Here is a 19,870-nt window from a genome sequence, read left to right on the forward strand (position 1 = left end):
TCATGAGCGAGTGCCGCTCGCTTACCAACTTCATCGGCAATGCCGTGGCCACGGTCGTGGTCTCGCGTTGGGAAGGGGCGTTGGACCAGGAGCAGTTGGCCAATGCGCTGGATGGGCGGCTGACGCCGGTGATCGCGGAAGCCTCGTCGCAACCGCTGCCGGCGCCGGTCCAGGCCTGATTTGTCTGTGTGTGTTGCGCGGGGTCTGCCACCGAACAGGCAGCCCCGCGCCTTTTTTGTCCCGTGCCTGTCACCGCATGGGCGCAGACTTTGCCGTATTGGTCGCATTACCTGCGGATTGTGCGCTTGCAGCATGACAGCGACAGCATCGCGACAGGTCCAACACCGCTAACGGCGGTATCATCCGCTGTCCTTCTTGCCCGCTACCGTTCCCATCTCGATGTCCAAAGAAGATTTCAAACAGGCCGCCCTCGACTATCACCGCATGTCGCCGCCCGGCAAGATCAAGGTGGTGGCTACCAAGCCCATGTTGACCCAGCGCGACCTGTCCCTGGCGTATTCGCCGGGTGTGGCACACGCCTGCGAAGCGATCATGGAAGACCCTGCCATGGCCAGCGAGATGACGGCGCGCGGCAACCTGGTCGGCGTGATCACCAACGGCACCGCCGTGCTGGGCCTGGGCAACATCGGTCCGCTGGCCGGCAAGCCGGTGATGGAAGGCAAGGGTGTGCTGTTCCAGAAATTCGCCGGCATCGACGTGTTCGACATCGAGGTCGACGAAAACGACCCCGACAAGCTGGTTGAGATCATCGCATCGCTGGAGCCGACCTTCGGCGGCATCAACCTGGAAGACATCAAGGCGCCGGAATGCTTCGTGGTCGAGCGCAAGCTGCGCGAGCGCATGAATATCCCGGTGTTCCATGACGACCAGCACGGCACCGCGATCATCGTCGGCGCCGCCGTGCTCAACGCCATGGTGATCACCGGCAAGAAGATCGAAGAGGTGAAGCTGGCCACCACCGGCATGGGCGCGGCGGGTATTTCCTGCGTCAACATGCTGGTATCGCTGGGCTTGAAGCCGGAAAACATCCTCGCTTTCGACCGTGACGGCGTGATCCACACCGGCCGTACCGACCTGGACCCGGAAAAGGCGCGTTACGCGCGTGATACCGACAAGCGCACCCTGGCCGAGATCGTCGATGGTGCCGATATCTTCCTGGGCCTGTCCGCTGGCGGCATCCTCAGCAAGGAAATGGTCGCCAGCATGGCGCGCGACCCGGTGATCTTCGCCTTGGCCAATCCCTATCCGGAGATCCTGCCGGAAGACGCCAAGTCGGTGCGTCCGGACGTGATCATGGGCACCGGCCGTTCGGACTACCCGAACCAGGTCAACAATGCCCTGTGCTTCCCCTACCTGTTCCGCGGTGCGCTGGACGTGGGCGCCACCAGCATCAATGAAGAGATGAAGGTGGCCTGCGTGCGCGCGATTGCCGCGCTGGCGCGCAAGGAAGCCTCCGACCTGGGTGCCGCCTACGGCGGCGATGTACCGAGCTTCGGCCGTGATTACGTCATCCCGCGTCCGTTCGATCGTCGCTTGCTGGTGGAGCTGTCGTCGGCGGTGGCCCAGGCAGCGATGGATTCCGGCGTTGCCACCCGGCCGATCGCCGACATGTGCGCCTACCGCGAGAAGCTGGCCCAGTTCGTCTACCGCACCAGCCTGTTCATGAAGCCGGTGTATGACCGTGCGCGCGCGGACAAGCAGCGCGTGGTCTATGCCGAGGGTGAGGAAGAAGTGGTGCTGCAGGCGGTGCAGAACGTGATCGATGAAGGCGTGGCCTTCCCGATCCTGATCGGCCGCCCGGACGTCATCGAAGCACGCATCGAGCGCCTGGCGCTGCGCATGCGGGCCGGTGTCGATTTCGAGATCACCAACATCAACGACGATCCGCGCTTCAACGACTATTGGCAGTACTACCACGACATGACCGGCCGCAAGGGCGTCACCGTGGCCGCTGCCAAGAACCTGATGCGCTCGCGCCCGACCCTGATCGCGGCGGTGATGGTTGCCCGCGGCGAAGCCGATGCCATGCTGTCGGGCCTGGTGGGGCGCTTCCACAAGAAGCTGGGTTATGTGCGCAGCGTGATCCCGCTGGAGCCCAAGGTCAGCTCGACCTCGGCGATGACCGGCGTGATCAACAATCAGGGCGTGTTCTTCTTCGTCGACACGCATGTGCAGGAAGATCCCACGGTCGAGCAGATCGTGGAGTCGACCCTGCAGGCGGCCTATCGCATGAAGCTGTTCGGCATCGAGCCCAAGATCGCCTTGCTGTCGCACTCCAATTTCGGTAGCCACGATTCCAAGGACGCGCTGAAGATGCGTCAGGTGCGCGAGGCACTGCTCAAGCGCAATCCGCGCCTGAACGTGGACGGCGAGATGCAGGGTGATACTGCCTGGGATGAGGCGTTGCGTGAAAAGCTGCTGCCCAACAGCACCTTGAAGGGGCGCGCCAATTTGTTCGTGTTGCCCAACCTGGAGGCTGCCAACATCGCCTACAACCTGGTGCGTGTGTTTACCAACGGCGTGGCGATCGGCCCGATCCTGATGGGCATGACCAAGCCGGTACACATTCTGACCAGCAGTGCCAGTTCGCGCCGTGTGCTGAACATGACCGCGATTGCTGCGGTCGATGCGCAGATCCGCAAGCAGATGGAAGCAGAACGCAACGCCTGATTCTGCGTCAGGTAATGCAAGCGAGAGCCGGCCAAGTGCCGGCTTTCGCGTTTCACGGGCATTGCGCCCGCACCAGTGTTGCTAGAACTGCGCCACCTTCTGTGTCTCGACGATCTGCAGCACCAGCTTGCGGGTGGCTGCGCGGCATGAACGGTAGGCCTTGAGCAGCCTGCGTTCACTCGGGTCGTCGATCATTTCCATCCCTTCGCCAACAGCTGTTTCACGCGGCACGGCGTCCAGCTCGCCACGCCCGGTTGCCAACCACTCGAACGAAACATCGGTCACCAAGGCGATGGTGATCAATCGTGTCGTGCTGGGTGATATGCCTGTTGGACTTTCCCAATTACCCACCGCGCTTCGGCTTACTTTGAGTTGGGTTGCCAACTCTGCCTGCGTCATCTTCATCTTCCTCCGTGCCTTGCGGATACGGATCCCTAGATGGTCATGCATGAAAAAAATCCTCCTTGAGCGCGGACCATGTGAGAGCCGACTAGAGCCTAAGCGATTGCGCATGCGCGCAGTCGGCAAAGACTTATTGTCAATGTTCATTACGGACATGGAATGCCAAGAATGTACTCGTCATCGATATTGTCGAATTTTGCCAATGATGCTTGCGCAGTGGCGAAATATTGGGCATTCCGAACATTCGATACGTCGGTGCAAGTGATCTTTGTGCGTGGGGTGAATTGCAGCGCGTTGCCGGATCGCACAGAGTCGGTGTTCTTGTTTTCATCTCCGGGATCGTCTGATGTCTTCGCACTTGTTTCGGGACGAAGTGCTGCAGCGGCCACACGCGCATTGGCTTGGTGCTGTTGTTGTCATGCAGCGCGTCCGTCTGTTCCCGGTGGTCATAGGTACAGCTGGTTTCGCACTGTTGGTTCTTGGATTGGCGCTGGGCCTTTCTTATACCCAGCGGCATTCAGTTGAAGGTCGGCTGGTGCCCATGCAGGGCATGGCAACGGTGCTGGCGCCGACCACCGGTCTGGTTCGATGGATCGGTGCCACGGAAGGGCAGAAGGTCGTTGCAGGCGACACGCTGCTGTTGATTGAACGTCCGTCTGTGACGGGTAATGGCGAAGATGTAAACGCTGTACTCCTGCAGGATGTGACGGTACGCGAGCAGAGTGCGCTGGCCGAACAGGCTGCGGCCGGCGCGCAGGCGCGCGAACGGATGGAAGCTGCCGTCGCACAGTTGAAGAGTGCGCGGGTTGAGCTTTCCGAACTCCACGCCGAGCGTGAAACGCGTGCGCAACAAGTGCAGCTTGCCAACGCAACGCTGGCGCGTCTGCGTCAGTTTGAACAGGAACGCTACGTCAGTGCATGGCAGCTGACCCAGCAGCAGGCGCAAGCGCTGGATTACCTGGCCCAGTTACAGGCGGTGGGTAGAAGGATCGTGTTGGCGCAGCGGGCGGTTACGCAGCTTGAGCGTGAGGTGCAGGTCCTCGCCGATGGGCAACGGGCTGTTGGCGCGGGCTATGCCGGTCAGCGGGCACTGTTGCAGCAACAGCGGGTGCAGCTGGAGATGCGCGCCGGTGCGGCGATCAAGGCACCCGTTGATGGGGTGGTAGGCACGCAGCTGGTCAAGTCAGGACAGTCCGTTCGCCAAGGCCAGACACTGATGAGCGTGTTGCCAGGAGATGGTCGTCTGCAAGCCGAGCTGCTGGTGCCGGGGGCGGCGGTGGCCTTCATGGCGCCGGGGGACAAGGTGCAGCTGCGCTATGCGGCCTTTCCGTTCGAGAAGTTCGGTCACCAGTCTGGTGTCGTGGCAAGCGTCGGCACCGCAGCATTGGGATCGTCGGAACTGTTCGATCTGCTGGGCGAGCCGAAGCAGGGAGGGCCTTTTTACCGGGTGACGGTGGAGCTTGGTGGTCAGTCCTGGGTGGCCGATGGGGTGAGCGCGATACTGAAGCCAGGAATGCGGCTTGAGGCTGATCTGCTCGGCGAGCGCAGAAGCGTACTGCAGTGGCTGTTGGAGCCATTGTTGCGTCTGTGGGGCAGATTGCATGGCGCATGATCTGGACTGCCGGCTGTTTCCAGTGCCCACGTTGATTGCGGCTGTACGGGTTGATCCGTGGCGAATGGCGTTGTGAGCTGCATTCATCGCAGGGCGTCCAGCGTCTCCGGTATTGCCCCAGTGGTCCCGTGTGGATTGGGTAGTACTGCCGGCGATCGCGTGAACGAAATGACCAAACTCGGATCTTCCGAAGGTCTGCTGCTCACGGCTGCGTCGTCGGCAAAGCTGCAGGGTTTTCTTCAGGAGCCAGTGGTTGCCCGCGTGGACCCGCAAGGGCCGATTGCCGGCGCACAACCGAGCGCGCGGCGCTGATGCGGTATTTCGATGAAGAGGCAAACGACGGCAATGCCTGCGCGGCCAAGCTGATTCTGCAGGCCGAGGCTGGCGAGGGTGGTCTGGCAGCCTTGGCCATGGTGGCGGCGGCGCATGGTTTGCACGTACGCCTGGATGAGCTGCGGCGCTGCTTTCCGCTCCTTGCCTCGGGAGCGACGCCTGCCCAGCTCATCGATGCTGCCGACCACATGGGCTTGTCAGCCCGCTTGCTGCAGCTGGACATGGATGAACTGTCGCAGTTGTCCCTGCCCAGCGTGTTGCATTGGGACCTTCACCACTTCGTCGTGCTCAGCCGGGTGCGGCGGGGCACCGTGACGGTACTCGACCCGGCGGTGGGTGAGCGGCGTCTGCAGATGGCCGAGGTCTCCGCACATTTCACCGGGGTGGCGCTGGAGCTGTCGCCAACGCCCGCATTGCAACGGCGCAAGCGGCCTGAGCCGCTGGGCCTGCGGCAGTTGTTCGGGCCGGTGCGGGGGCTACGCCTGCAGCTGGCGCAGATATCGCTGGTGTCGTTGCTGTTGCAGGCAACGGTGCTGCTGGGGCCCTTGCTTCTGCAATGGGTGGTGGACAAGGTGCTGCCGGCGGCGGATCGCGACCTGCTGACTCTGCTGGGAATCGGCTTTGCGTTGTTGCTGTTGTTGCAGACCGGTCTTGGCGTGTTGCGCGCGGCCACCGTGCAACATCTGGCTTCACGGCTCGGGCTGCAATGGATGCGCAATGTATTGGCGCACCTGTTTCATCTGCCGGCGGAGTTCTTCGAACGACGTCCGGTCGGACACCTCGTTGGGGGCCTTGAGGCGGCTCGATCCATCCAGCGGACTATCGGCGGCAATTGCATAGCCGTTTGCGTCGATGGTGTCATGGCGCCTGCGACGCTGTTGCTGATGTTGCTGTACAGCTGGAAGCTCGCCTTGCTCGCGGTATTGGCCGTGCTGCTGCACGCGGCACTACGTGCCGTGACATGGGTGGATCAGCGCGATGGCAGTCGTCGACAGCTTCTTGCACAGGCGCGTGAGCGGCGGCATCAGCGTGAAGTGCTGCGTGGCATGCGCAGCCTCAAAGCTGCCGACAAACAGACCCAACAACGCAGCCTGCATGACCATCTGGTCACGGCAACAACCCGCGAAGAAGGTGCGCTGGCGCGGTTGGCCATGGGCTGCAGTGGGGTGGCGCAGCTGCTGCGTGGGGGCGAGTGCATCGCTGCAATCTGGCTTGGGGCAGCACTGGTCATGGATGACGTGCTCTCCTTTGGCATGCTGATAGCCTACTTGGCGTACAAGGATCAGTTCATCGTGCGCGTGACGGCGTTGCTGGACGCAGTGGTGCAATTGCGGCTGGCGCGCCTGCAGGCCGCGAGGGTGGCGGACATCGTGCTGGCCGCCCCCGAACCGTCAGAGGGTCCACATGTGCCGGCCACGATCACCGAGATGCGGTTGGAGGTTGAGGATCTGTGCTTCCGTTATGGCCCTTCCGAGCCTTGGGTGTTGAAAAACTGCAGTTTCAGCATTGCAGCCGGGGAGGCCGTCGCCATCGTCGGTGTTTCAGGCAGCGGCAAGACCACCTTGGTCAAATTGCTGTTGGGTCTGCTACAGCCCACCAGTGGCAGCATTCGCATTGGCGGCAGGGACCTGCAGCAGGTGGGCGCGCGCCAGTTGCGGGCGCTGGCGGGTGTGGTGATGCAGGACGACCAGCTATTCAGTGGCAGCATCGCCGATAACATCAGCTTCCTCGAACCCGTCCTGGACATGCCGCGGGTCGAGGCGGCAGCGCGACTGGTCCAGGCGCATGAGGAGATCGTGGCCCTGCCCATGGGCTATCACGGCCTGATCGGTGATAGCGGCAGCGCCCTGTCCGCGGGCCAACGGCAACGGCTATTGCTGGCCCGGGCCCTGTACCGGCACCCGCGCTTGCTGGTGCTGGACGAAGCCACCTGTCATCTGGATGGCGACAGCGAGCGGCAGATCGGCGGAACATTGGCGCAACTGCGCTTGACGCGGCTGATCATCACCCATCGGCCGCAGGCCATCGGCGGGGCTGATCGGGTCCTGCGGCTGGCGCCTGGGGCAGGGGTCCAGGATGTCCCACTACACGTGCAGGCGTGATGGTCCCGCGGCTTCGCGCGCGGCGCGTGCAGCCGCAGCGGGGCCCGGCGCTGCTAGAATTGCGGTGTCCTGTTTTTCGTGAATGTCGCCATGAGCCATACCGCCAACGCGCCCGCCAACGCCGAGAAGCGTTACAACGTGCACCGCGCCGATCTGCCGCTGAGCTGCCCGACCCCGGAGATGGCGCTGTGGAACTCGCATCCGCGCGTCTATCTGCCGATTGAAAAGGAGCCCAATGGCGAGGCCGCGTGCCCGTATTGCGGCTCGGTATTCGTGCTGGTTGATTGAGCTGAGCGATGCGCCGCCTGACTGTGGTGCAGTTGCTGCCCGCGCTGCACTCTGGCGGCGTGGAGCGCTCAACCCTGGAAATTGCCCGCGCATTGGTGGCTGCGGGTCATCGTGCCATCGTGGTTTCTGCCGGTGGCCGGCTGGTGCCGTCGCTATTGGAGAGCGGTGCCGAGCACCTGAGCCTGGATATTGGTCGTAAGTCGCTGCTGACCTTGCGTCATGTGGCCTCCTTGCGCCGCCTGTTCAGCGAAACCGGTGCGGACATCGTGCATGCCCGTTCGCGCCTGCCGGCATGGTTGGGTTGGTATGCCCTGCGCGGCATGGGCGGGCAACAGCGGCCGCATTGGGTCACCACCATGCACGGCTTGAATTCGCCAGGTCGGTACAGCGGCATCATGACCAGCGGTGAGCGGGTGATCTGCGTATCGCAGACCGTGCGCGACTATCTGTTGCAGCATTACCCCGCCACTGACTCCGACAAACTGCGGGTGATACCGCGTGGGGTCGACAGTCGCCAGTTCGCACGTGTGCGCCGTGATGACCGGCGGGCACGCCTTGCGGTTGCCCAGGTCCACCCCGCGCTGGGCGGCTCGCTTCCCCTGTTGTTGTTGCCGGGTAGGGGCACCCGCCTGAAGGGGCACGCGCACGCCATCCAATTGCTCGCCGACCTGCGGCAGGCGGGACAGCATGCGCTGCTATGGCTGTTGGGAACGCGGGAGCCCGGGCGCGAAGCCTATGTAGGCGAGTTGGAGCAACTGGCCGAGCGCATGGGCGTCGCCGGGCAAGTGCTGATCACGGAACCTACTTCGCGTATCGCCGAGGCCTATGCCGCCAGTGACCTGGTCCTGCAGCTGTCCGACAAACCCGAGGCGTTTGGTCGCACCGTACTGGAGGCACTGTCGGTAGGTCGCCCGGTACTGGGCTGGGACCACGGCGGGGTAGGGGAATTGCTGGCACAGTTGCAGCCTTCCGGCGCGGTCCGGCATGGGCAATCCGCTTTGCTGGCGCAACGTGCAGGCGAACTGTTGCACAATGCGCCGCTCTTGCCGCAGCGTATTCCGTTCACCTTGCAGGCGATGCAGCGCGCCACTCTGGATGCCTATGCAGAACTCGTTGGTTGATACCCCTGCCACCAAGGATGGTCGCCTGCCGGGCCGCTGGGCACCGGTGTGGGTGATCGCCTATGTCGTGTTGTGGCCGTTGCCGGGCATCGCCGAGTCGGTGCTGGTGCTGGGCGCGCTGTACACCGCCGTGCGTCTGGTGATGCTGCGCATGCGCGGTGGCATCGGTCCGCTGTTGAGCGTACCGGCCTGGGCCCTGACCAGCGTCTTGTTCTTTGCCTATTGGTTGCCGCAGCTGGTTTCCGCGTTGGATGCGGCCGATCCCGGCCGAGCCTGGAGCAAAGTCGCCGGTGGCCTGCGTTACCTGCCTTTCATGTGGCTGGTCGCCATTGCCATGGCCACGCCGCAGCGGCGGCGCACGACATTCACCGGCCTGGCGGTGGTGGCTGGCATCTGGATGCTGGATGCCCTGGCCCAGGCCATCATCGGTACCAGTCCATTGTTCTGGTCGCTGGACCAGCTCAAATGGCTGGTCAGCGGGCATGGGCTGTGCGCCCCCGAGGAGGCTGCGCTGGCGGATCGCCTATCGGGCATTTTTGGCCCCTGCAATCTCAAGCTTGGCCAGGTGCTGGCCAGTGTGTCCCCGTTCCTGCTTTTCCTGGTGGGGCATCGCTGGGGGCGTCTGGGCTGGTTCGTGGTGGCCGCTTTGATGGGGGTGGTACTGGTCCTGGCCGGTTCGCGGGCATCGTTGATCACCTATGCGCTGGTGCTGCTGCTGTCCGGGTGGCGCCTGATCGGGATCAAGGGGCTGCTGCTTACGTTGTTGATCGGCGTGCTGGCGGTGGCTGGGCTGGCCTTGGTATCGCCGCAGGTAGGTGAGCGTGTTTCGCGTACTACGCTGGCCTTGCACGGCGAGCGTGGTGTCAACGAAGCGTTGTCCGGGCGCAGCCAGATCTGGGGAGCAGCGTTGTGCATGGTCCGCGAGCATCCGATCAATGGGGTCGGTGCGCGCGGTTTCCGCGAGGCGTATCCGCACTGCGATCCGGCGCCACAGCAGGCCCCGTCATGGGGCGATGGGCCGGCCCTGCATGCACATCAGATCGTGCTGGAAATCCTGGCCGAAACCGGGCTGCTCGGCCTGCTGCTGTGGTTGGCGGGCATGGCCATGGCCGTGCGGGCGTGGGCTTACGCGCCACCGGAAGCCCGTGACCGGGCCCGGCCGGCGGCAGTGGCGCTGGCCGTCACGGTGTTCCCGCTCAATACCCACCTGGCGTTCTATTCGGCGTTCTGGGGTGGTTTGACCATCCTGCTGGCGGCGTTGTACGCCGGTGCGCTGCTGGCGGAAAAGCAGGAGTAGTACACGGATCACGCCGGGATCTGGCGTGGCGGTGATCTGCATGCCGCGCCTGCGATTGCCGAGCGTGCTTCCTGATCCAGCCGCGGAACCCGCCCGGCAGGCCTACTTCTGCTTGGCGTAGAAGTTGCTGAGTCCGTCCGGCTGACGCTTGAAACGACGGTGGATCCACAGGTACTGGCTGGGCGCCTCGCGCACCATGTCCTCGATCGCGGCGTTGACCTGGGCGGTATCGGCCACCACGTCGTCGGTGGGGAAGTCCGGTAGTGGTGGTGCGATCTTCAGCACGTAGCGGCTGCCCTCGCGGCGATGGAAGTAGGGCACCACGGCGCAGCCGGTCATGCGCGCGAACTGGTGCGTAGCCGTGATCGTGGAGGCAGGCATGCCGAAGAACGGCACGAACACCGACTCCTTGCCGCGCATGTCCTGGTCCGGTGCGTACCAGAGAAACCCACCCTTCTTGAGATGGCGCACGGTGGCGCGGATATCCTCGTTGGCGAACATCGCGTTGGCGTACTTCAGGCGCCCACTCTTGACCGCCCACTCCATCACCGGGTTGCGATAGCGGCGGTACATGCCGGCCAATGGCACGTGGTCGCAGAGCAGGCGCCCGCACATTTCCAGGGTCATGAAATGCCCTGAAACCAGCAGTACGCCACGGCCTTGGGCCTGCAAGGCCTTGAGGTGTTCCAGGCCTTCCCATTGCACCTGCGGACGGATCACGTCGATCTTGCCCCACCAGGCGCGGGCGAATTCGAACACGCCGACGCCCAGTGCATCAAAGCTGTCACGCAGCAGCCGCTGACGCCAGGCATCGTCTTTTTCGGGGAAGCACAGCTTCAGGTTGACCTCGGCCGCGTGGCGGCGGCTGCGTGCCAGGTGCAGTGCAAGCCAGCCCAAGCCGCGCCCGAGCGCCCGCTGCAGCGTCCACGGCAAGCGCGCGGCGAGCATGGCCACGCCCAGCCAGGCGAAGGTGGGCCAATGCCGTGGCTGCAAGAAGGAGGGCCGGGTTGCGGTGGTGGGTGAATCGGACATGCGCCAATTCTAAGCCAAGGGCTTGAGCAGGGACTGAGTGGATGCGCCGGGCCGCCACGGACGAGGTTTGGCCGTGCTGGATGGCGCGGGTCTTCACTGGTTTTGCGCGTTCTCCCTTATCCTTCCGCGATGCGCAAGGATTTCGTCGAACGTCTGCTGCGTGGCCTGTACTCGGCCGTGCTCTACCTGCTGTTGCCCATCACGGTCTACCACCTGGTCTGGCGCGGCTTCCGCGTGCGTGAGTACTTCAAGCGCTGGGACGAGCGCTATGCCTCGTACCCGCCGGCCGATGGGCGGACCTATGTGTGGTTGCATGCGGTATCGGTGGGTGAGGTCAACGCGGCGGCGGCGGTGGTCAACGCCCTGCGCGCCGAGCGCCCCGACCTGCGTTGGGTGATCACCACCATCACCCCCACCGGCTCGCAGCGGGTGCGGGCGCTGTGGGGGGACGCGGTGGACCATGTCTACCTGCCCTATGACGTGCCGGGTGCGGTCAATCGCTTCCTTGGGCATTTCAAGCCCAGCCTGGCCCTGATCCTGGAAACCGAACTGTGGCCGAACATGTTGTTCGGTTGCCGTGACCGTGGGGTGCCCGTCTACATCCTCAATGCACGGCTGTCGGCACGTTCACTCAAGGGCTACCGGTTGTTGCGGGCGTTGGTCGGGCGCGCGCTGCGCACGGTTACCTGCGTTGCGGCCCAATCGCAGGAAGATGCAAAGCGCTTTGTCGAGCTGGGCGCGCGCGCGGACCAGGTGATAGCACTGGGTAACCTGAAATTCGACATGCACCCGCCGGATCCGGCCCCGATGTTGGCCGGGTTTGCCCGGCATGTCCCAGCGGGCCGACCCGTATGGATCGCGGCCAGTACCCACGAGGGCGAGGAGCAGGCCGTGGTGGACATGCATGCCCAACTGCTGCTGCGTCATCCGCAAGCGTTGCTGTTGTGGGCGCCGCGCCACCCCGAGCGTTTCGCCAAGGTTGATGCGCTGGTGCGGGAGCAGGGCTGGAAGGTCGCCACGCGCAAGCTGCAGCATTGGCCGCAGGCCGATACCCAGGTGTTCGTCATCGATACCTTGGGCGAGCTGATGGGCTTCTACGCCTGTGCCCAGGTGGCCTTTGTCGGTGGCAGCCTGCAGCCCATCGGTGGCCACAACCTGTTGGAGCCGGCGGCCATGGGCACCGCTGCGGTGACCGGTCCGCACCTGCACAATTTCTCCGAGATATCGCGGCGCATGAAGGAAGCCGGCGCGTTGCGTATCTGCGCCGATGCCGCCGAGGTGGGGGCGGCTGTCGAGCAGTTGCTCGACGATGATGCCGAGCGCGAGCGGATGGTGCAGGCCGGTCGTGCCCTGGTGGCCAATGGCCGCGGCGCATTGGAACGCACCGTGGATTTGATCCGGCCGCAACTGCCTCCTGCGGCGCGTTGAGGCCGGTCCAACCGGTTTGTTTGGCCGCCGCTACCCTGCATGCCTCGGCGCGGATCGCGCACAAAAAAAGCGGGCCAAAGGCCCGCTTTTTCACATCTGCAACCGTTGCTGCTTACTGCGTCGGATTGGACTGCAGCTTGGCCGCAGCATCGGCGGTCAGCAGGCGATTGATGTCCTGGACTTCGGCGATTTCCAGATCACCCACGGCCTGGCTCAGCTGCAGGCGGGCGAGCAGGAAGTTGTAGCGCGATTCGGCGTAATCAAGCTGCGCCTGGAACAGGGTGCGCTGGTTCTGCACCACATCCAGCACGGTGCGGGTACCGACTTCCAGGCCAACCTGCGACGCGTCGAACGCGCTCTGTGCCGAAACCACGGTCAGGCGACGTGCTTCCACTTCGCTGATGCCTGCAACCAGTGCCTGGTAGGCATTGCGGGTGTTGCGATCGACGGCGCGCTTCTGCTGCTCGAAAGTATCCTGGGCGATATCGCGACGGGCCAGGGCCTGGCGCACGCCGGACTGGGTGGCACCACCGGCAAAGATCGGCACGTTCAAGGTCAGGCCGATCGAGTTGGTGGTGGCGTCCGGGCTCAGGCTGCCGCTGCCGGTGCTGTCACCCCAGCGTGCGCTCTTGCCCCAGCTGCCGCCCAGCGACAGGGTCGGGTAGTGGCCGCCACGTGCCGCCGATACACCGGACTCGGCAGCGCTGACCTGCAGTTCCTGCGCCTTCAGCGCCGGGTTGCGCGACACCGCGTTGGTCACCAGCTGGTCGACGTTGGCACGGTTGGCCGGCACTTCCGGGCGGAAGTCCACCGGCAGGCCGCGCAGGTCGCGCACCGGCTGGCCGGTCAGTTCGGTCAATGCCTGGTAGGCGTCTTCCAGCGCGTTGCGGGTCTGGATGGTGCCAGCGCGGGCCTGGTCGTACTGGGCGCGGGCTTCGTGCACGTCGGTGATCGGTGCCAGGCCGACTTCCAGGCGCTTGTCGGCATAGTCGAACTGCTTCTTGGCGGCGGCTTCGTTGGTCTCCGCGGCGATCAGCGATTCAATGCCCACCAGCACATTGAAGTAGGTGGTCGCAGTGCGGACCACCAGTTCATCGTTGGCCGAATCCAGGGTGAAATCGGCGGCCTTGCTCAGGTCACGCTCGGCGCGCAGGTTGGCGAACTGGCTCCAGTTGAACAGGGTCTGGCTGCCGTTGATGCCGTAGCTGCGGGTCTTGGAGGTGGTGCTGCCGCTGATGTCGTCGTACTTGGTGTGGTTACGGGTCAACGAGGCCTCACCGCCGATCTGCGGCAGCAGCGCCGCACGTGCCTGCACCTGGCCTTCCTTGTCGTACAGGCGCTGGGATTCGGCCGCAGCCAGCTGCGTGTCACCGTTGCGGGCCATTTCGTAGACCTGCAGCAGGTCGGCGGCATGGGAGGTCAGCGGAGCAAGTGCGACTGCCAGCGCAAGGGTGAGGGATCGGCGGATCATTGCGGCTTCCTTGGACGGATTATTTTCAGAGTTGGAACTGCGCTGCGGGGGCGGCGCCCTGCAGGTAGTCGATGTCGGTTTCAAACAGCGATTCAACGCTGCCATCGGCCTTGACCAGCACCGCTTCCATGACCGGCGACTTGCCGGTGATGGCGAACAGGCGGCCACCCGGGCGCAGCATCTTGAGGAACTGGGTCGGTACGGTTTCCACCGCGCCGGTAATGCAGATGGCGTCGAACTGGCGCTGGGTCTGCCAGTCCAGGGCATCGGCTACTTCAATGCGGACATTGCTGCCCAGCTTGGCGGCATCCAGGTTCTGGCGCGCAAGCGCGGCCAGCTCCGGCTGGATTTCCAGGCTCAGTACTTCACGGGCCAGTTCGCCGATGCAGGCGCTCAGGAAGCCACTGCCGGTGCCGATTTCCAGCACCTCGTCGCTGGGCTGCAGATCCAGCGCCTGCAGGGTGCGGCCTTCAATGACCGGCTTCATCATCTTCTGGCCGTGGCCCAGCGGCAGTTCGATGTCGGCATAGGCCAGGGCACGGTTTGCTTCGGCGACAAACGCCTCGCGCGGCAGTTTGGCCAGCACGTCCAGCACGCGAACTTCCAGCACGTCCCAGGGACGGATCTGCTGTTCAACCATCATTTCGCGGGCGTGGGAATAATTGATCGTCATGGGGAACTCATCGATTCGGGCGCAGTGGGCCGGCCATTTTACCGGTTGGGGCGCACAAAGTACGGGGCAAGCATCGCCGTGGCCCCAAGGACAGCCGCAGTGCCGGAAGTCATTCGCACCTCCGGTTCATTCAGCTTTCTGGCGGGGCTCATAGGCGCGCACGAAAAAATCGACACTGGCGGCGATATGGGCGTCGGCATCCAGTGCGTCCGGTGCAGCGCACAGGCCACACATCATATGCGCATGCAGCTCGCCCTTGATCAGACAGAAGAACTGGCGGGCGGCCAGGCTGGTGTCGGCGACGGCCAGCTCGCCACGGGCCACACGGGCTGCCAGGAACTCGGAAAGGGCGGTTTCGGTACGTGCCGGGCCGGCTTGCCAGAACATCTGACGGATCCGGTCATCGGTGTCGGGGGTCATCATCATGCGCTGGGTAGCGATGGCGGCATCGCTGCTGATCAGCGTGAAGAAGGCATGGCCGATGCCGAACAACTGACCGCGCAACGGACCTTCACTGTCGGTGACAAACAGCTCATCCGGCATCATTTCCACGCATTTGGCCTGGATTGCCTCGGTGAACAAGGTCTCCTTGTCACCAAAATGGCTATATACCGTCAGCTTGGAAACGCCGGCCGTGGCAGCAATGCCGTCCATGCTGACGCCGTTGAAGCCAAGCTCGATGAACATTTCCTTGGCCGCGTCCAGGATGGCCGCACGCTTGCCCAGGTCCTTGGGGCGCCCCGGACCCGCGTTGCGTGGCGCGGCATTGGCCGCAGCGTTGAAAGAGGTTTTCGAGGACATCAGGTAATACTAGACCAGATGGTTTGATATTTATACTATACCGCCGCGTTTAGTAATGGCGCCGAAACCGCGCCATTCCCCTCACCTTGCAATGCGACCGTACCCATGAACAACCTGCGATGGATTGGCGGCAGTGTCCTGCTTGCCGTGCTTGCTGCCTGTGGAAAAACCGAGCCCGCCCCGGCGCCAGCCATCCCGGTGTTGGTTGTACACCCTGGCGGTAACGACGGCGTGACTGTCAGCGCCTATCCGGGCGAAGTGCGTGCCCGTGAGGAAACCGCACTGTCCTTCCGCGTGGGTGGCAAGCTGCTGCGGCGCGAGGTGGACGCCGGCCAGCGCGTGAGCAAGGGACAGTTGCTGGGCGAACTCGACGTGGCTGACTACAACCTGCAGGCGCGTGCGGCGCAGGCGCAGTACGCCGCTGCCGAAGCCGACCTGGTGCGCGCCCGCGACGAACACAAGCGTTACACGGCACTGGCCGGCCAGCAGTTGGTCAGCCAGTCGGCACTGGACGCACAGACCGCAGCCTTGAAGGCGGCGCAAGGCCAGGCCGATGCAGCGCGGGCCAACCTGGACGTGGCCCGCAACCAGTCCGGTTATGCCCAACTGCGAGCGCCCGAAGGCGGCATGATCGCCAGCCGCGAGGCCGAGGCCGGGCAGGTGGTGGCGGCCGGTCAGACCATTTACACGATGGCCGCCGACGGCGCACGCGAAGTCGCAATCGCCCTGCCGGAAAGCGCCATCCGCGATTTCAGCGTCGGCCAGGCGGTCGAGGTCGAGTTGTGGAACCAGCAAGGCAAGCGTCTGGCCGGCAGCATCCGCGAGATTGCCGCCGCCGCCGATCCGCAGGCACGCACCTATGCCGCACGCGTCAGCCTGGCGGCCGATGCCTTGCAGGAGGTGGAGTTGGGCCAGAGTGCGCGGGTGTACATCGCCCACGGCGGCAAGGGCGTGATGAACGTGCCGCTGGCAGCGGTGCAGGCCGGCAAGCAGCCGCAGCAGGCCAGCGTCTGGGTGGTGAACCCGGCTGATGGCAGGTTGCAGGCGCGCGCGGTCAGCCTGGGCGCCTATGGCCCGGAGACCGTGCCGGTGCTGCAGGGGTTGAAAGCCAATGACTGGGTGGTAGCCGCCGGCGGCCACCTGCTGCAGGAAGGACAGCCGGTGACTGCGGTAGATCGCAGTAATCGGCCGATTGAACTTGGCGCACCGAAGAAGGCTGCGTCGGAGGGCTCGCGATGAGCCTGTCGAAATCTTGTATGTACGACACCTTCGCCCTTCCCTCTGCGGGGGAAGGGGACCGGATGGGGGCTGACGCTCGCGGCAATGCCGAGCGGCGCGGGATTCGCGCTGAAAAGGGGAGTGAGGCGTGAAACGCTTCAATCTCTCCGAATGGGCGCTCGGCAACCGTCCGCTGGTGCTGTTCATGATGATCGCCATGGCGGTCATCGGTGCCTGGTCATACAAGCACCTGGGCCAATCCGAGGACCCGCCCTTCACCTTCAAGGCGATGGTGGTGCAGACCATGTGGCCCGGCGCCACCGCCGAGCAGGTGTCCAGGCAGGTCACCGAGCCGATTGAAAAAGCATTGATGAACACCGGGCAGTTCGAGTTCATCCAGGCCTATTCGCGGCCGGGTGAGTCGCAGGTGATCTTCATGGCGCGCGACTCGATGCGCTCCAAGGACGTACCCGAGCTGTTCTACCAGGTGCGCAAGAAGGTAGGCGACATCCATTCGCAACTGCCAGCCGAAGTGATCGGGCCGTTCTTCAACGATGAGTTCGGCGACACGTTCGGCAATATCTATGCATTGACCGGCAAGGGCTTCGACTATGCGCTGATGCGCGATTACGCCGACCGCATCCAGCTGCAGCTGCAGCGGGTGGACGACGTCGGCAAGGTGGACTTGATCGGCCTGCAGGACGAGAAGGTGTGGATCCAGTTGTCCAACACCAAGCTGGCCACCCTGGGCGTGTCCATGCAGCAGGTGCAGCAGGCCTTGGCGCAGCAGAACGCGATTGCCCCGGCCAGCTGGTTCGAAACCCCGACCGACCGCGTGCAGCTGCGCGTCAGCGGCCAGTTCACCTCGGTCGAAGACATCCGCAATTTTCCGATCCAGGCCGGTGAGCGCACCGTGCGGTTGGGCGATATCGCCGAGGTCAAGCGCGGCTTCGCCGATCCGGCCTCGGCCAAGATGCGCTTCATGGGCGAGGACGCCATCGGCATTGCCGTGGCGATGAAGGAAGGCGGGGACATCCTCAAGCTCGGCAAGACCCTGGATGGCGAGTTCGAACAACTGCAGAAGACGTTGCCAGCCGGCATGCAGCTGCGCAAGGTGTCCGACCAGCCGCATGCGGTGAAGGAATCGGTGGGCGAGTTCGTCAAGGTGCTGACCGAGGCGGTGGTGATCGTGCTGCTGGTGAGCTTCTTCTCGCTGGGTTGGCGTACCGGCCTGGTGGTGGCGGTGTCGATCCCGCTGGTGCTGGCAATGACCTTCTTCGTCATGCACCAGTTCGATATCGGCCTGCACAAGATTTCGTTGGGTGCACTGGTGCTGGCGCTGGGCCTGCTGGTGGATGACGCGATCATCGCGGTGGAGATGATGGCCACCAAGATGGAACAGGGCTACGACCGCCTGCGCGCAGCCAGCTTTGCCTGGGAATCGACGGCCTTCCCGATGTTGACCGGTACGCTGATCACTGCTGCCGGCTTCCTGCCGATTGCCACGGCCGCCTCCAGTACCGGCGAATACACGCGCTCGCTGTTCCAGGTGGTGACGATCGCGTTGGTGGTGTCATGGATTGCCGCGGTGCTGTTCATTCCTTACCTCGGCGACAAGATGCTGCCGGACCTGCATAACCCGCAGCCGCCCAAGCCGGGCAGCATCGCCGGGCGCTGGCGCGCGCTGCGCCTGCGCTGGGCTGACCGCAACCCGGCACTGGCCAACCTGGTCGGGCCCAAGGAGCTCTCGCACGACCACGACCCGTACAAGAGCGCGTTCTACCAGCGGTTCCGCGGCTTCCTTGACGCCTGCCTGCGCCGTCGCTGGCTGGTGATCCTGGCCACTGCCGGCCTGTTCGTGTTCTCGCTGGTGATCTTCCGCTTCGTGCCGCAGCAGTTCTTCCCGGATTCCACCCGGCCCGAGCTGATGGTGGATATCGAACTGGCCGAAGGCGCATCGCTGACCGCCACCCAGGCACAGGCGCAGAAATTCGAGGCGATGCTGAAGGACCACAAGGGCGTGGCCAATTTCGTTGGCTATGTCGGCAATGGCTCGCCGCGGTTCTACCTGCCATTGGATCAGCAGTTGCCGGCCACCAACTTCGCCCAGTACGTGGTGCTGGCCGAAGACACCAAGGCGCGCGAGGCGCTGCGTGATTGGTTGTTGAAGGACGTGGTGCCCAAGTTCGGTGATGTACAGCTGCGCGTGACCCGGCTGGAGAACGGTCCGCCGGTGGGCTACCCTGTGCAGTTCCGCGTCTCCGGTGAGCACATCGAGCGGGTGCAGGCCATTGCCGCGCAGGTGGCGGAAAAGGTGCGACAGAACCCGCATACCACCAACGTCAACCTCAACTGGAGCGAGCCGAGCAAGGTGGTGCGCCTGGTGGTGGACCAGGACCGCGCACGCGTATTGGGCGTGAGCAGTGCGCAGATCGCGCAGTTCCTGACCAGCTCGCTGTCGGGCATGAGCGTGAGCACCTACCGCGAAGGCAACCGCCAGATCGGCATGTTGCTGCGTGGCCCGGATGATGAACGCGCGCGTCTGGACATGCTGGGCAGCCTGGCCATCCCCACCGCCAGCGGCAAGCCGGTGTCGCTGTCGCAGGTGGCCAAGCTTGAATACGCGTTCGAGGACGGCATCATCTGGCATCGCGACCGCCTGCCCACGGTCACCGTGCGTGCCGACATCGGCGACAGCATGCTGCCGGTAGGCGTGGTGGAACAGATCGAGCCGACCCTGGCGGATATCCGCGATGCGATGCCCAGCGGCTATCTGCTGGAAACCGGCGGCACGGTCGAGGATTCGGCGCGTGGCCAGAACTCGATCAAGGCCGGCATGCCCCTGTTCCTGGTGGTGGTGGCGACCTTGCTGATGGTGCAGCTGCGCAGCTTTTCGCGGGCAGCGATGGTGTTCATCACCGCACCGCTGGGCATCATCGGCGCTACCTGGTTCCTGCTGCTGTTCCAGGCCCCGTTCGGCTTCGTGGCGATGCTGGGCACGATTGCCCTGGCCGGCATGATCATGCGTAACTCGGTGATCCTGATCGACCAGATCCAGCAGGACATTGATGCCGGCCATGACCGCTGGCACGCCATCATCGACGCCACGGTGCGCCGTTTCCGCCCGATCGTGCTGACCGCGCTGGCGGCGGTGCTGGCGATGATCCCGCTGTCGCGCAGTGCCTTCTACGGCTCGATGGCGATCTCGATCATGGGCGGGCTGATCGTCGGCACGGTGCTGACCCTGGTATTCCTGCCGGCCTTGTATGCGGCCTGGTTCCGGGTGAAGGCGGATGAGGCCAACCCCTGATTACTGAACGGTGAAGCCGCTGCTGTATCCGACAGCGGCGGCTTTAGCGGCTCAGTGATAAATTGTGGGGTGTCGGCGGGGGCCGACACGA

At 64.2% G+C, this 19,870-nt stretch carries 15 protein-coding genes and 1 pseudogene; 11 read left to right on the plus strand and 5 right to left on the minus strand.

Translation table 11 applies throughout. From position 1 onward, the window contains the following. Window positions 1-179, plus strand: a pseudogene (locus tag RT460_RS07115) (C4-dicarboxylate transporter DctA); the annotation flags it as partial. 220 nt (window positions 180-399) lie between these two features. After that, window positions 400-2,691, plus strand: a complete 2,292-nt coding sequence (locus RT460_RS07120) for an NADP-dependent malic enzyme (protein ID WP_313318046.1) — start codon at window positions 400-402, stop codon at window positions 2,689-2,691. A gap of 81 nt (window positions 2,692-2,772) precedes the next feature. On the opposite strand, the gene RT460_RS07125 is transcribed toward RT460_RS07120, so the two are convergent. After that, window positions 2,773-3,249 (minus strand): helix-turn-helix transcriptional regulator, encoded by a 477-nt coding sequence (locus RT460_RS07125; RefSeq protein WP_313318047.1) that lies wholly within the window; start codon window positions 3,247-3,249, stop codon window positions 2,773-2,775. Window positions 3,250-3,439: 190 nt separating this feature from the next. On the opposite strand from RT460_RS07125, the gene RT460_RS07130 reads away from it, so the two are divergent. The 6 genes from RT460_RS07130 to RT460_RS07155 all read left to right on the plus strand — a co-directional run bounded on the left by RT460_RS07130 (window position 3,440) and on the right by RT460_RS07155 (window position 9,846). Next, entirely contained in the window at window positions 3,440-4,705 is a 1,266-nt protein-coding gene (locus tag RT460_RS07130; RefSeq protein ID WP_313318049.1) for an HlyD family efflux transporter periplasmic adaptor subunit, read from the plus strand. Between the two features lie 159 nt (window positions 4,706-4,864). After that, the gene (locus RT460_RS07135) at window positions 4,865-5,017 is read left to right on the plus strand and encodes a hypothetical protein (protein WP_313318051.1); all 153 of its coding nucleotides are present in this window, start codon (window positions 4,865-4,867) and stop codon (window positions 5,015-5,017) included. Further along, window positions 5,017-7,140, plus strand: coding sequence for a peptidase domain-containing ABC transporter (locus tag RT460_RS07140; RefSeq protein ID WP_313318052.1), 2,124 nt, complete (start codon window positions 5,017-5,019; stop codon window positions 7,138-7,140). Before RT460_RS07135 ends, RT460_RS07140 begins: the two co-directional genes overlap by 1 nt. A 90-nt stretch (window positions 7,141-7,230) precedes the next feature. Beyond that, window positions 7,231-7,428 carry a zinc-finger domain-containing protein gene (locus tag RT460_RS07145; protein ID WP_313318054.1) on the plus strand — a complete coding sequence of 66 codons (198 nt, stop codon included), beginning with the start codon at window positions 7,231-7,233 and terminating at the stop codon, window positions 7,426-7,428. Between the two features lie 8 nt (window positions 7,429-7,436). Further along, the gene (locus tag RT460_RS07150; protein WP_313318055.1) at window positions 7,437-8,549 is read left to right on the plus strand and encodes a glycosyltransferase; all 1,113 of its coding nucleotides are present in this window, start codon (window positions 7,437-7,439) and stop codon (window positions 8,547-8,549) included. Next, entirely contained in the window at window positions 8,530-9,846 is a 1,317-nt protein-coding gene (locus tag RT460_RS07155) for an O-antigen ligase family protein (protein ID WP_313318056.1), read from the plus strand. Before RT460_RS07150 ends, RT460_RS07155 begins: the two co-directional genes overlap by 20 nt. Window positions 9,847-9,948: 102 nt before the next feature. On the opposite strand, the gene RT460_RS07160 is transcribed toward RT460_RS07155, so the two are convergent. Beyond that, entirely contained in the window at window positions 9,949-10,878 is a 930-nt protein-coding gene (locus RT460_RS07160; RefSeq protein ID WP_313318057.1) for an LpxL/LpxP family Kdo(2)-lipid IV(A) lauroyl/palmitoleoyl acyltransferase, read from the minus strand. A gap of 129 nt (window positions 10,879-11,007) precedes the next feature. Between RT460_RS07160 and waaA the strand changes: the two genes are divergently transcribed. Then, window positions 11,008-12,306 carry a lipid IV(A) 3-deoxy-D-manno-octulosonic acid transferase gene (gene waaA, locus RT460_RS07165; protein ID WP_313318058.1) on the plus strand — a complete coding sequence of 433 codons (1,299 nt, stop codon included), beginning with the start codon at window positions 11,008-11,010 and terminating at the stop codon, window positions 12,304-12,306. A gap of 112 nt (window positions 12,307-12,418) precedes the next feature. On the opposite strand, the gene RT460_RS07170 is transcribed toward waaA, so the two are convergent. From RT460_RS07170 to RT460_RS07180, 3 genes are all read right to left on the minus strand, one after another. Continuing rightward, window positions 12,419-13,777 carry a TolC family outer membrane protein gene (locus RT460_RS07170; protein WP_313318059.1) on the minus strand — a complete coding sequence of 453 codons (1,359 nt, stop codon included), beginning with the start codon at window positions 13,775-13,777 and terminating at the stop codon, window positions 12,419-12,421. 25 nt (window positions 13,778-13,802) lie between these two features. Next, the gene (locus tag RT460_RS07175; RefSeq protein ID WP_313318061.1) at window positions 13,803-14,450 is read right to left on the minus strand and encodes a protein-L-isoaspartate O-methyltransferase; all 648 of its coding nucleotides are present in this window, start codon (window positions 14,448-14,450) and stop codon (window positions 13,803-13,805) included. A gap of 126 nt (window positions 14,451-14,576) precedes the next feature. Next, the gene (locus tag RT460_RS07180) at window positions 14,577-15,251 is read right to left on the minus strand and encodes a TetR/AcrR family transcriptional regulator (protein WP_313318062.1); all 675 of its coding nucleotides are present in this window, start codon (window positions 15,249-15,251) and stop codon (window positions 14,577-14,579) included. Window positions 15,252-15,356: 105 nt separating this feature from the next. On the opposite strand from RT460_RS07180, the gene RT460_RS07185 reads away from it, so the two are divergent. Continuing rightward, window positions 15,357-16,490 carry an efflux RND transporter periplasmic adaptor subunit gene (locus tag RT460_RS07185; RefSeq protein ID WP_313318063.1) on the plus strand — a complete coding sequence of 378 codons (1,134 nt, stop codon included), beginning with the start codon at window positions 15,357-15,359 and terminating at the stop codon, window positions 16,488-16,490. 127 nt (window positions 16,491-16,617) lie between these two features. Beyond that, the gene (locus RT460_RS07190) at window positions 16,618-19,779 is read left to right on the plus strand and encodes an efflux RND transporter permease subunit (protein ID WP_313318064.1); all 3,162 of its coding nucleotides are present in this window, start codon (window positions 16,618-16,620) and stop codon (window positions 19,777-19,779) included. The last annotated feature ends 91 nt before the right edge of the window (window positions 19,780-19,870 follow it).

The organism is Stenotrophomonas sp. (assembly GCF_032061965.1).
Lineage (GTDB): Bacteria > Pseudomonadota > Gammaproteobacteria > Xanthomonadales > Xanthomonadaceae > Stenotrophomonas.